Source organism: Pseudomonas sp. SJZ080 (assembly GCF_007828295.1).
Taxonomy (GTDB): Bacteria; Pseudomonadota; Gammaproteobacteria; order Pseudomonadales; family Pseudomonadaceae; genus Aquipseudomonas; species Aquipseudomonas migulae_A.
In genome coordinates, this window is the sequence record NZ_VIUK01000053.1 from 1 (window position 1) to 11,859 (window position 11,859).

Annotated in this window: 9 protein-coding genes; 3 read left to right on the plus strand and 6 right to left on the minus strand. The window is 59.0% G+C overall.

All coding sequences use genetic code 11. The features are described 5' to 3' along the window. Positions 1 to 129 precede the first annotated feature (129 nt). Positions 130 to 612 carry an acyl-CoA thioesterase gene (locus tag FBY04_RS31910; RefSeq protein WP_010465381.1) on the minus strand — a complete coding sequence of 161 codons (483 nt, stop codon included), beginning with the start codon at positions 610 to 612 and terminating at the stop codon, positions 130 to 132. Positions 613 to 897: 285 nt separating this feature from the next. Here FBY04_RS31910 and FBY04_RS31915 point away from each other — a divergent pair, with 285 nt between their 5' ends. Then, positions 898 to 2,661: a cation:proton antiporter gene (locus FBY04_RS31915; RefSeq protein ID WP_084317682.1), complete on the plus strand. Its 1,764-nt coding sequence runs from the start codon at positions 898 to 900 to the stop codon at positions 2,659 to 2,661. 21 nt (positions 2,662 to 2,682) lie between these two features. Here the strand turns inward: FBY04_RS31915 and FBY04_RS31920 are convergent, their stop codons facing one another. The 4 genes from FBY04_RS31920 to uvrD all read right to left on the minus strand — a co-directional run bounded on the left by FBY04_RS31920 (position 2,683) and on the right by uvrD (position 6,982). After that, positions 2,683 to 3,090: an SMI1/KNR4 family protein gene (locus FBY04_RS31920; protein ID WP_145319638.1), complete on the minus strand. Its 408-nt coding sequence runs from the start codon at positions 3,088 to 3,090 to the stop codon at positions 2,683 to 2,685. A 135-nt stretch (positions 3,091 to 3,225) separates the two neighbouring features. Further along, positions 3,226 to 4,098 carry a Tim44 domain-containing protein gene (locus FBY04_RS31925; protein ID WP_145319640.1) on the minus strand — a complete coding sequence of 291 codons (873 nt, stop codon included), beginning with the start codon at positions 4,096 to 4,098 and terminating at the stop codon, positions 3,226 to 3,228. A gap of 179 nt (positions 4,099 to 4,277) precedes the next feature. Then, positions 4,278 to 4,718: an EamA family transporter gene (locus FBY04_RS31930; protein WP_007934436.1), complete on the minus strand. Its 441-nt coding sequence runs from the start codon at positions 4,716 to 4,718 to the stop codon at positions 4,278 to 4,280. A gap of 80 nt (positions 4,719 to 4,798) precedes the next feature. Next, a complete protein-coding gene (gene uvrD / locus FBY04_RS31935; protein WP_145319642.1) occupies positions 4,799 to 6,982 on the minus strand; it encodes a DNA helicase II in 2,184 nt (727 codons plus the stop codon). A 258-nt stretch (positions 6,983 to 7,240) separates the two neighbouring features. Between uvrD and FBY04_RS31940 the strand changes: the two genes are divergently transcribed. Next, complete coding sequence (locus FBY04_RS31940) at positions 7,241 to 10,135, plus strand: EAL domain-containing protein (RefSeq protein ID WP_145319643.1); 2,895 nt, start codon at positions 7,241 to 7,243, stop codon at positions 10,133 to 10,135. A gap of 24 nt (positions 10,136 to 10,159) precedes the next feature. On the opposite strand, the gene FBY04_RS31945 is transcribed toward FBY04_RS31940, so the two are convergent. Beyond that, on the minus strand, positions 10,160 to 10,474 hold the full coding sequence (locus FBY04_RS31945) for a hypothetical protein (protein WP_145319647.1): 315 nt from the start codon (positions 10,472 to 10,474) through the stop codon (positions 10,160 to 10,162). A gap of 354 nt (positions 10,475 to 10,828) precedes the next feature. On the opposite strand from FBY04_RS31945, the gene hexR reads away from it, so the two are divergent. Beyond that, the gene (gene hexR / locus FBY04_RS31950; RefSeq protein ID WP_008027445.1) at positions 10,829 to 11,695 is read left to right on the plus strand and encodes a transcriptional regulator HexR; all 867 of its coding nucleotides are present in this window, start codon (positions 10,829 to 10,831) and stop codon (positions 11,693 to 11,695) included. Positions 11,696 to 11,859 lie beyond the last annotated feature (164 nt).

Consider the following 11,859-nt stretch of genomic DNA (forward strand, 5'->3'; position numbering starts at 1 on the left):
GCTTCAAGCACCGCGGACTCACAGCTTGCCATCCACCCCTCTCACCCCAGAGCTTATTCCTAGATCTAGACACAAGCGGGCTTGCTCGCGAAAGCTATCTGAAGAACACCATCAAACGCTCTGACCAGCTCAGGCGTCGCCCTTGATCTCCTGATAACGCTTTTCCAGTTCCTGACGAATCTGACGACGCTGCTGGGCCTGCATGAAACGGCGTTTGTCCTCGCTGTTCTGCGGTTGCAACGGCGGCACTGCGGCCGGTTTGCGATCGTCGTCCACTGCCACCATGGTGAAGAAACAGCTGTTGGTGTGGCGCACCGAGCGCTCGCGGATGTTTTCGGTCACCACCTTGATGCCCACCTCCATGGAGGTGTTGCCGGTGTAATTGACCGACGCCAGGAAGGTCACCAGTTCGCCGACATGAATCGGTTCGCGAAAAATCACCTGATCCACCGACAAGGTCACCACGTAGCGGCCGGCATAACGGCTGGCGCAGGCGTAGGCGACTTCGTCGAGGTACTTGAGCAACGTGCCGCCGTGAACATTGCCAGAGAAGTTGGCCATGTCGGGGGTCATCAATACCGTCATCGACAGCTGGGCGTTTCCGGGTTCCATAGCGTTCTCACGGTTCAAGGCAGATTTCGGAGGAGTGCACCTCTGCGGGTGCCTGTTTGGTTTTTTCAAACCACAGTTATCGGGACGCCGGGCGGGTGGTCGCCGTCACGCGGAATCGATCTGTTTCCATATATTGCACCGCCTTTCTGCCGGAAGTCGCGGTGTTACCCTTCAAAAGCCCCCCCCAAGGGCAATTCCTACGCGGAAAGCGGATTTTTTACTTTGTTCGATCAGAACTTTCCCGCGTCTGGCGATTGAGCAATGTCATCCAAGGAGCCACACACCATGCATGCCATCAGTTTTATTCAGGATCTGGCAGTGATCATGTTGGTCGCGGGTGTGGTGACCGTGCTGTTTCATCGCTTCAAACAACCGGTGGTCCTGGGCTATATCGTGGCCGGCTTCATCATCGGCCCGCACACGCCGCCGTTCGGCCTGATTCACGACGAAGAAACCATCAAGACCCTCGCTGAACTCGGGGTGATTTTCCTGATGTTCTGCCTTGGCCTGGAGTTCAGCCTGCGCAAGCTGTTCAAGGTCGGCGCCACGGCGTTTATCGCGGCGTTCCTGGAAATCGTGCTGATGATCTGGATCGGCTATGAAATCGGTCGCTGGTTCGACTGGAACACCATGGACTCGCTGTTCCTCGGCGCGATCCTTGCGATCTCCTCGACCACCATCATCGTCAAGGCACTCAATGACCTGAAGATGAAGAACGAGCGCTTTGCGCAGCTGATCTTCGGTGTGCTGATCGTCGAGGACATTCTCGGCATCGGCATCATTGCCTTGCTATCGAGCATCGCGGTCAGCGGTACGGTCAGTTCCGGTGAAGTGTTCTCCACGGTCGGCAAGCTGTCGTTGTTCATGATCGTTGCGCTGGTGATCGGGATTCTGCTGGTGCCGCGACTGCTGGCTTATGTGGCCAGGTTCGAAAGCAACGAGATGCTGTTGATCACCGTGCTGGGCCTGTGTTTCGGCTTCTGCCTGCTGGTGGTGAAGCTCGAATACAGCATGGTGCTTGGCGCGTTCCTGATCGGCGCGATCATGGCCGAGTCCCGCCAACTTCTGAAGATTGAACGCTTGATCGAGCCAGTTCGCGACCTGTTCAGTGCAATCTTCTTCGTCGCCATCGGGCTGATGCTCGATCCGATGATTTTGCTGCAATACGCGTGGCCGATTGCGGTGATCACGGTGGCTGTGGTGCTAGGAAAGATGTTGTCCTGCGGTCTAGGCGCCTTTATCGCCGGCAATGACGGACGCACCTCACTGCGCGTGGGGATGGGACTTTCACAGATTGGCGAATTTTCTTTCATCATTGCGGCGCTGGGTATGACCCTGCAGGTCACCAGTAACTTCCTCTATCCGGTCGCCGTGGCGGTGTCGGTGATTACCACGCTGCTGACGCCTTATCTGATCCGCGCCGCTGACCCGCTGTCGATCAAACTGGCCAGCGTGATGCCGCAGCGGCTGGGCCGCGTGCTGGGGATGTACGGCGAATGGCTGCGCAGCATTCAGCCTCAGGGCGAAGGCGCGCTGCTGGCGTCGATGATTCGGCGAATTCTGTTACAGGTGGGCGTCAACCTGGCACTGGTGATTGCGATCTTCTTCTCGGGTGCTTATTTCGCCGAGCGAATGTCTGCTTACCTGCAAGACTGGATCAGCGATCCGAGTTGGCAGAAAGCGTTGGTCTGGGGCGGGGCGTTGCTGTTGTCGCTACCGTTCCTGATCGCGGCCTATCGCAAGCTCAAGGCGCTGTCGATGCTATTGGCGGAGATGGGCGTGAAACCGGAGATGGCCGGCCGCCATACGCAGCGAGTGCGGCGGGTGATCGCCGAAGTGATCCCGATCCTCTCGCTGCTGGTGATCTTCCTGCTGTTGGCGGCCTTGTCGGCCAGTATTCTGCCGACCAACAAATTGCTGGTGCTGATTGTCGTGGTCGCGGCCGCCGTGGCGGCGTTGCTCTGGCGCTGGTTTATCCGCGTGCACACGCGGATGCAGGTGGCCTTGCTGGAAACTCTGGACAACCACAAGGAATCGTCCGGGCATTGACCACGCGGCGCGTCAGACGGATCAGCTCTCCAGCCAGACGTCCCGCGCCCAGTGCCATACCGATTCCCAGGTTTCTTCGGCAAGCAGTTCTTCTTCGGCCAGCCACAGCACCACAGTGCCGTCTTCTTCGACCAGGTAGTAATTGTCGCCGTCCTGGCAGATCGGAATCATGCTGCGCTCGACGCCAGCATCCCATGCGTTGGCGGCAACGTCCGGCAGGTAGGTGTGGGACTGCGGGTCGGTGACAGTCACCGGCTCCAGGCTGCCGTAGACGACGTCGCTGACGGTCAGCAAAAACTCTCTGAAGACAAAGGGAATGTCGATGAACAGTTGTTCCTCGATTTCCACGATCTGGTCTTCGTCAGGCAATTCCAAGGGGACCGGTACCGGTTCGTTGGCTTCACGCAGTTGTTCGATGATTTCTTCCACGTCCGGGATCCTCTTGCTTGATGGCGCGGTTTAGTTGGGGCGGTTTATACAGTAGCTCGCTATAGATGCAACCGCGAAATAGAAAACCCCGGCAGAGGCCGGGGTTTTGTTGCGACACATTTAACGCGGGTCGGTTCAGCCGTTCTGGCGGATACCGGCAACCAGCCAAGGCTGGTTTTCGCCCTGTGGACGTTCCATGTTCCAGCTTTCGCTGAACACTTCGCCCTGGTCGAAACGCGAGGTTTTCGACACACCGCTGAAGGTCAGGGTGGCAATGGTCTTGTCGGCACGATCATCGACGCCGTCCAGTTGAACATTGAGGTTATCAATGTAGGTGGACTGGAAACCTTCACCCAGATCGGCACGTTCGCGCTTGAGGAACTCGAGCAGTTGCGGGGTCACGAACTCGGCGATCTTGTCCATTTCGTTGGCGTCCCAGTGCTGCTGCAGGGACTGGAAGTGGTTGCGGGCCGCTTCAATGAAGTTCTTTTCATTGAACCAGGCTGGCGCATTGATGACCGGACGAGCGGCAACCGGAGCGGCCGAACCACCGAAGATCGAACCCATGCCGGCTGGCTTCTGCTCGAACACTTCACGCTGCATCGGTGTGCCAGCCGGAGCCAGGTGCTCCTGCTGCTTGCGACGACGAGCGGCGATGAAACGGAAGACCAGGAAGGCGATGACCGCCATGATCAGGATGTCGAAGATCTGCATGCCCTGGAAGCCGCCGCCCATGAACATGGAGGCCAGCAGGCCACCGGCAGCGATGCCGGCCAGAGGGCCGAGCCAGCGCGAAGCTCCGCCGGCCTTGGCGGCAGCGCCCGCGGCACCCGCCGCACCCGCAGTGGCAGCAGCGCCACCTGCAGCAGAAGAAGGAGCCATTTGGCTGGTCTGGTGAGTCGGCGCAGCGCCGGAGCTCTTGCCGCCACCAAAGCGCTTGGCGTTGGCGTCGAGGCTCATCGTCAGGCCGATGCACAACGCCATGGCGATGCTAAGAAAACGTTTCATAAAGGGAATTCCCATTTGTGGATGGCACGCGCGCCATGTTGCACAGCTGAAGTGTTACTGGCTAGCGGCAGAGTGTTTCGGGCTTTTGCCTGACAGGTTGCGTTCAGCTTCAGTCAGCGCAATAAGGCCTGTTAACTTTGGTCTGTAGGATGAATGGATAAGTTCTGTAGGAAAGGTGTCTAGCGTCGCAGCGCCAGCATCACGACACCGGCCGTGATCAGGCCGATCCCGCCCCATTGGCGCAGATCAAGTTTTTCACCCAGCAGGATCACGCCGAGCACCGCCACCAGCACAACGCTGAGTTTGTCCACCGGAGCGACCAGCGAGGCCGGCCCCAGTTTCAGTGCGCGGAAATAACAAATCCACGAAGCGCCTGTGGCCAGTCCCGACAACAGCAGGAACAGATAGCTCCTGGCCGAGATCGATCCTAATGACTGATATTGGCCCGTGGCGTACAAAATCAAGGCCAGGCTGACCAGCACCACTACTGTACGCAGCAGGGTAGCGAAATCGGAATTGACGTTTTCGATGCCGATCTTGGCGAAGATAGCGGTCATTGCCGCGAAAGCGGCTGACATCAGGGCCCAGAATGTCCAGGAAGAAAAGAAGCCTGAGCCCATAGGTCGTTTCCTTGCAGATCAGCCAACCCTAACCTTGTGGGAGCGGGCTTGCTCGCTCCCACATTGGACCTCTGTGGTCCTTAGATCGCTTCCAGTTTCGCGTAACCCAGCATCAGCCATTTGCTGCCTTCGCTGAAGTTCACCTGCACCCGCGCCTGAGCCCCGGCGCCTTCGAAGTTCAGGATCACGCCATCGCCGAACACCGAGTGCCGAACGGCTTGGCCGAGGCTGAAACCGGTGTCGGGGATCTCGCTGCCACCAAACAGGCTGCTGGAGCTCTGCTGCTGACCGCCGCCAAACGGACGACTGACGCTGTTGGACAGCCGCACTTCCTGGATCAGGCCTTTCGGCACTTCACGTACGAAACGCGACACTTTGTTGTAGGTCTCGCTGCCATACAGGCGTCGGGTTTCAGCATAGGTCATCACCAGATTCTGCATGGCGCGGGTGATACCGACATAGGCCAAACGCCGTTCCTCTTCAAGACGTCCCGGCTCTTCCAGGCTCATTTTGTGCGGGAACAGCCCTTCTTCCATGCCCACCAGGAACACGTAAGGGAATTCCAGGCCCTTGGCGCTGTGCAAGGTCATCAACTGAATGCTGTCTTCGTGCTCATCGGCCTGAGTATCGCCAGCCTCCAGCGACGCGTGGCCGAGGAATGCCGCGAGTGGCGTCAGGTCTTCATCCTCTTCCGAGTTTTCGAAGTTGCGTGCGGCGCTGACCAGCTCCTCAAGGTTTTCTACCCGTGCCTGGCCTTTCTCGCCTTTTTCCGCTTCGTGATAGGCAATCAGCCCGGACTGCTCGATGACGGTCTGGGTCATCAGGTGCAGTGGCATTTCCATGCACTTGGCGGCGAGGTTGTCGATCAGCTCGATAAACGACCCAAGCGCGCCAGCGGCACGGCCGGTCAGCCCTTTATTGGCGACCAGCAGGCGCATCGCTTCCCACATCGACACATCGCTGTGGCGCGCATGGTCGCGAATCGCTTCAACGGTTTTCTCGCCGATGCCGCGGGCCGGAACGTTGATCACCCGCTCCAGCGCTGCATCGTTGCCGCGGCCTTCCAGCAAACGCAGGTAAGCCATGGCGTTCTTGATTTCTGCCCGTTCGAAGAAGCGCTGACCGCCATAGATGCGGTACGGAATGCGCTCGCGCAGCAACGCTTCTTCCAAAACGCGCGATTGGGCGTTCGAACGGTACAAAATCGCGATATCGCTGCGAGCCAAGCCGGTTTTCAGCGCGCTTTCGATGGTTTCCACCACATAACGAGCTTCGTCGTGTTCGTTGAACGCGGCGTACAGGTTGATCGCTTCCCCTTCGCCGCCATCGGTCCACAGCTCTTTGCCCATGCGCCCGGTGTTGTTGGCAATCAGGGCGTTGGCGGCCTTGAGGATACCGGCAGTGGAGCGGTAGTTCTGCTCCAGGCGGATGGTCTCGGCGTCCGGGAAATCGTCGGAGTACTGATAGATGTTCTCGATTTTCGCGCCGCGCCAGCCGTAGATCGACTGATCGTCGTCGCCGACCACCATCAGGCTGTCGCCGCCCTTGGCCAGCAGTCGCAGCCAGGCGTACTGCACGGCGTTGGTGTCCTGGAACTCGTCCACCAGAATGTGACGGAAACGCTTCTGATAGTGCGCCAGCAAACCCGGGTGATCGCGCCACAGGTCGAGGGCACGCAGCAGCAGTTCGGAGAAGTCGATGACGCCGGCGCGCAGGCACGCGGCCTCATAGGCTTCATAAATGCTGCGCATCGTGGCCAGGAACAGATCGCCGCTGGCTTGAATATGTTGCGGGCGCAGACCTTCGTCTTTCTGCCCGTTGATGAACCACTGGGCCTGACGGGCCGGCCAGCGTTGCTCGTCCAGGCCCAGTTCGCGGATCACCCGCTTGACCAGTCGTTGCTGGTCGTCGCTGTCGAGAATCTGGAAGGTCTGGCTCAGGCCGGCTTCCTGCCAGTGCGCCCGCAGCAAGCGGTGCGCCAGGCCGTGGAAGGTGCCAACCCACATGCCGGCCGGGTTGATGCCCATCAGCTGCTCGATGCGATGACGCATCTCGGCAGCGGCCTTGTTGGTGAAGGTCACCGACAGGATGGAGTGGGGCGAGGCGTTTTCGACCTGGATCAACCAGGCGATACGGTGCACCAGCACTCGGGTTTTACCGGAACCAGCACCGGCCAGGACCAACTGACGACCCACGGAGGCAGCTACGGCCTGGCGTTGGGCATCGTTGAGGGAGTTCAGCAGAAGGGAGAGATCATCGCGCATCGGGGCATTCTAGGGGGCCGCGTCACACCGGGCAAACCCCGCTTTGCTTTAGCCGATGAAAGATACGCGCAGGACGACCGGTCGGTCACTGGCTGCAAGCATTGGCGGGGCTCGCTTCCAGCGTTTTCGGGGGGCAAAGGGCCTCCGTGCTTTTGTTGAATTTATGATCTGGAGCAGTTTGGTAAGGGCATTGGCTTGTGTATGCTCCGTTCACGTTTCGGGCTCATGCTCATCATTATAAGAACAAGAACATTGCCTATGACCCTCAGCTCCGACCTGTCGGGCCCCACTGTGGAGCCCCGGGTTATCCGCAAACAGTACGCCATGGAAATGGCGGTCGAGCGCACGCGCCTGCTTTACCAGGGCTCGCTGCTGCCTACGCTGTTCATGCTGATCAATGGCCTGGTGTGTGCGGGATTGCTGTGGAGTCCGCAGCGCTACTTCCTGGTCAGCGTCTGGCTGGTGTGGTTGTTGTCGTTGGTGGCGTTGCGGGTGATCCAGGTCGCCGCTTTCGATTCGGCCATTCCCAATCGTCAGGCGCATCCGATCTGGCGTCGCATGTTTTTGCTGGGCTCGGCCATGACTGGCCTGACCCTCGCCGGCGCTGGCATCGCCCTGGTGCCTGCCGACAATTTCATCCAGCAAGCCTGGGTGTTCGGCCTGATCGGCGCGGCAGCGCTCTCGGCCAGCGTGGCCTACGCCGTCAGTCTGCCGGCCTTTCTATCCTTTACCTTGCCTTGTCTGTTACCGGCCATCGCCTATTTGTTCTGGGGCGGCGACCAGCAGGAACAGGGCTGGGGCTGGTTCGGGCTGATCTTGTTGGGGGCGTTGAGCGTGGTGGCCTGGCAGGTCAATCGGCTGATTGATCGCGGGTTGCTGCGACGTTTCCAGAATCAGGCACTGATCGAACACCTGCAGCAGACCCAAAGCCGTAGCGAACAGCTGAATCACGAACTGGCCAGGGAAATCGACCAGCGCCGTCGCGCCGAAGACGAGTTGCGCGAAATTCAGATCGGGCTTGAAAGCCGCGTCGCCCAGCGCAGCCTGGAACTTGACGCCGCCAACCAGGCCTTGAGCAAAAGTGAAGCGCGCCTGGCGCTGGCCTTGCAGGCCAGTGAGCTGGGGCTATGGGACTGGAACCTGCAAACCGACGAAGTCCATCACACCCATATCCAGGAATTGTTCGGCCTGGAGCCGGAGTTCGTGACGGCCATGTTGCGTCACCTCAAGCCGCGCCTGCACCCCGAGGATTTACCATCGCTGAAGCGCGCGCTGGTCGAGCATTTGAAGGGGCGCAGCGAGGACTATCAGATTGAATACCGCGTGCGCCATGGCGATGGTCATTGGGTCTGGATCGAAGACCGCGGCCGGGCGGTTGAGCGTAGCGAAAGCGGCCGGGTGATCCGCATGGTCGGCACCCGCCGTGACATCAGTGCCAGCAAGAGCCTGGAAGCGCAGCAGCAATTGGCCGCGACGGTGTTCGAGGCGGCCAGCGAAGGCATCATGATTTTCGATCCGAATTACGCGCTCATCGCGGTCAACCAGGCGTTCAGCCGCTTGACGGGCTATGACACCGACGACATGCTCGGACGCAATGTGGTGGAGTTGCCATGCAGTCGCGACGCCCGTCGCCACTACGGGGCGATTCATCAGGCGCTGGAGCAACACGGCAGTTGGCAGGGCGAACTGGTGGAAACCCGCAAGAACGGCGAACTGTATCCGCAATGGCTGCAACTCAATACCGTGCGCGATGCGCGGGGGAATGTCAGCCATATCGTCGGTTTCTTCGCCGATCTCTCGGCGCGGCGCGAATCCGAAGAGCGCATGCGTTACCTGACTCACTACGACGAACTGACGGGGCTGGCCAATCGTTCGTTGTTCCGCGAGCGCTTGCGCGAGGCCCATCAGCGCGTGCGCCAGGGCGGGCGTAGTCTGGCGTTGTTGCACATCAACCTGGACCGCTTCAAGTTACTCAACGACAGCCTTGGCCATGAAATTGCTGACCAGCTGTTGCAGAAGATGGCTCGGCGCCTGGTCAATGCGTTGCCGGAAGCAGACACCATTGCGCGATTGTCCGGCGATGAGTTCGCGGTGCTGTTCGATACTTACGGCAGCCTCTCAAGCCTGGCGCGAGTGGCAACGCGCCTATCGACCAAATTGCGTGTGCCGGTGACCGTCGACGGGCATGAACTGGTCGTCAGCGCCTCCATGGGCATCAGCATGTTGCCGGATAACGCCCGGGAAATTTCCGCGCTGGTGAGCCAGTCGAACATGGCGATGCAACATGCCAAACACCTGGGCGGCAACAACTTCCAGTTCTACACCGACAGCCTGCAAGCCAGCACGCTCGAGCGCTTGCAGCTGGAAAACCAGCTGCGTAAAGCCATTGAAGAGAAGCAGCTGAAGGTGTTTTACCAACCGAAACTCTGCCTCGCCACGGGCCGGCTGAATGCCGCCGAGGCTTTGGTGCGCTGGGATCACCCCACCATGGGCAGCGTGCCGCCAGGAGACTTTATCGGCCTGGCCGAAGAAACCGGACTGATCGGCCCGATCGGCGAGTTCGTTTTGCGTCAGGCGTGCTGGCAGGCCTGTGAATGGCAGCGTCAGGGGCTGGAACCGATTCGGGTGTCGGTCAATTTGTCGGTGCATCAGTTGCGACAGGGCAAGCTGGTCAGCCTGGTGCGCCAAGTGTTGGAGGAAACCGGCCTGGCGCCGCACTACCTCGAACTGGAGCTCACGGAAAGCCAGTTGCTGGACAGCGTCGAACACATCATCGCGACCTTCCAGCAGTTGCGTGATCTGGGTGTGAAGCTGGCCATCGACGATTTTGGCACCGGGTATTCGTCCCTGAGCTACCTCAAGCGTATTCCGGTGGATTACGTGAAGATCGATCAGGCGTTTATCCGCGGTCTGGGAGAGGGGAGCGTGGATGCGGCGATTACCCGGGCGATCATTGCGATGGCTCACGGGTTGTCATTGAAGGTTGTGGCTGAAGGTGTGGAGCGGTCGGAGCAGCTTGAGTTCTTGAAGGTTGAACGCTGTGATGAAGTGCAGGGCTATCTGATCAGTCGCCCGATAGAAGCGGGTGGGTTGGCGGACCTTTTGCGAGCGCAGCCCGCCCACGTCGCACAATCAGACCTTCCCGCCACGTGAAGTGACGGGAAGGCGTTTACAGGCTTAGTGTGTAATCAGGACATCATCGATGTGGTGAATCTGTTCACCTTTATAGAAGATGCTCACGCCGGAAACATTAGAATTGCCCAGTGCTTTGTATTCGACAACTTTATCCATTTCAACGGGCAGCGAAACGTCGTTGGAAGTTTCAAGAAGCAACTCCAGTCGCAGATCCAAGGACTTGTCCTGAATATCGGTCATCACCAGTTTAGGGGTGATGCCTGTGTGTGCGACGGTTACAGTGCCGAAGGCGCGGAAAGAAGCTGCGCCGGGCATGCGGTCAATTTGTGCGGTCCAGTTTTTGGTTTTAATGCTCATGGTGTGGAACTCCTTTAATTAAGTTTGATTGCTTCCTGCACGATTAAAGTAACGAGGATAAGTTGTTTTTGGAAGAGGCTTGTTAGTTGCATTTGTAAGTTCAAGTGTTTCATTTGTTTGTTCTTATAACAACTAAGCTCCGGGAACTTCGATCAGGTTGTTCCGGGGTGGTTGTCAGCTTCAAGGGGGAGGCTTCGGTTGCGCTGAAGCGCTGACAATGAGTGCTACATGGAGCGCGCACGCCTGAAAACGAGGGATTCGGTTACGCATTGAGCAGGCAAAAAGCCGATTCATGTAGTATAACTACAAGCTTGCTACATCCCCGGCGCCTGCCAATAACAAAGAGTCCAGACCTTGAATCTGCTGCAACACATCGCCCAGTCACGCCACCTGTTACGCAAGTCGGAGCTGAAGGTCGCCGACCACGTGCTGCTTGATCCAGCGGCGGTGATGCACAGTTCCATGGCCGACCTGGCCCACAGCGTAGGCATCAGCGAGCCGACCATCGTACGGTTCTGCCGCGCCATTGGTTGTTCAGGGTTTCAGGATCTGAAACTGAAGCTGGCGCAGAGCCTCGCGGCCGGTGCGAGCTTCGGCCAGTTTGCAATCCATGAAGACGATTCGGTCGCCGACTACAGCCTGAAAATTTTCGACACCACCTTGCACACCCTGATGGAAGTTCGCGAGAAGCTCGATCCGGTGGAGTTGCAACGTGCGGTGTCGCTCATGTCCCAGGCTCAGCGTGTCGAGTTCTACGGTTTCGGTGCCTCAGGTGCCGTGGCTGCGGATGCCCAGCACAAGTTCTTCCGTTTGCTGCTGACAGCGGCGGCGTATTCCGACCCGCACATGCAGGCGATGTCGGCGGTCACGTTGAAGCCCACCGACGTGGCGATCTGCATTTCCCAGTCCGGGCGTTCCAAAGACCTGTTGATCACCGCGAACCTGGTGCGCGAAAGCGGCGCCTCGCTGATCACCTTGTGCCCGAGCCAGACACCATTGGCCGAACTGTCGACCGTCAACCTGGCGATCGACGTGCACGAAGACACCGAAATCTATACGCCGTTGACCTCGCGCATCGCCCATCTGGTGGTGATCGACGTGCTGGCTATGGGTGTGGCCATGGCGCGCGGGCCGAGCCTGGTCAACCACCTCAAGAGCGTTAAACGCAGCCTTCGCAGCTTGCGGTTGTCGCCCAAATCGGTGAAAGCTCTCGACGACTGATTTGACCTGACATGCCGGAAGGTCGTTCCGACCTTTTCGCGAGCAAGCCCGCTCCCACAGGAGAACGCGATCAAATGTGGGAGCAACTGTCTTCACCCTGCCATTCGTCACCGCCATTCGGTGCCGTCTCTCAGCATGGCATTCAGTCTGATCAGTAATATTCG

What these genes read in the sequence shown, in the direction of transcription:
- FBY04_RS31940 (WP_145319643.1), top strand. Translation starts at nt 7,241, where the DNA reads ATGACCCTCAGCTCCGACCTGTCGGGCCCCACTGTGGAGCCCCGGGTT.
- FBY04_RS31925 (WP_145319640.1), bottom strand. Translation starts at nt 4,098, where the DNA reads ATGAAACGTTTTCTTAGCATCGCCATGGCGTTGTGCATCGGCCTGACG.
- FBY04_RS31930 (WP_007934436.1), bottom strand. Translation starts at nt 4,718, where the DNA reads ATGGGCTCAGGCTTCTTTTCTTCCTGGACATTCTGGGCCCTGATGTCA.
- FBY04_RS31945 (WP_145319647.1), bottom strand. Translation starts at nt 10,474, where the DNA reads ATGAGCATTAAAACCAAAAACTGGACCGCACAAATTGACCGCATGCCC.
- FBY04_RS31915 (WP_084317682.1), top strand. Translation starts at nt 898, where the DNA reads ATGCATGCCATCAGTTTTATTCAGGATCTGGCAGTGATCATGTTGGTC.
- FBY04_RS31910 (WP_010465381.1), bottom strand. Translation starts at nt 612, where the DNA reads ATGGAACCCGGAAACGCCCAGCTGTCGATGACGGTATTGATGACCCCC.
- uvrD (WP_145319642.1), bottom strand. Translation starts at nt 6,982, where the DNA reads ATGCGCGATGATCTCTCCCTTCTGCTGAACTCCCTCAACGATGCCCAA.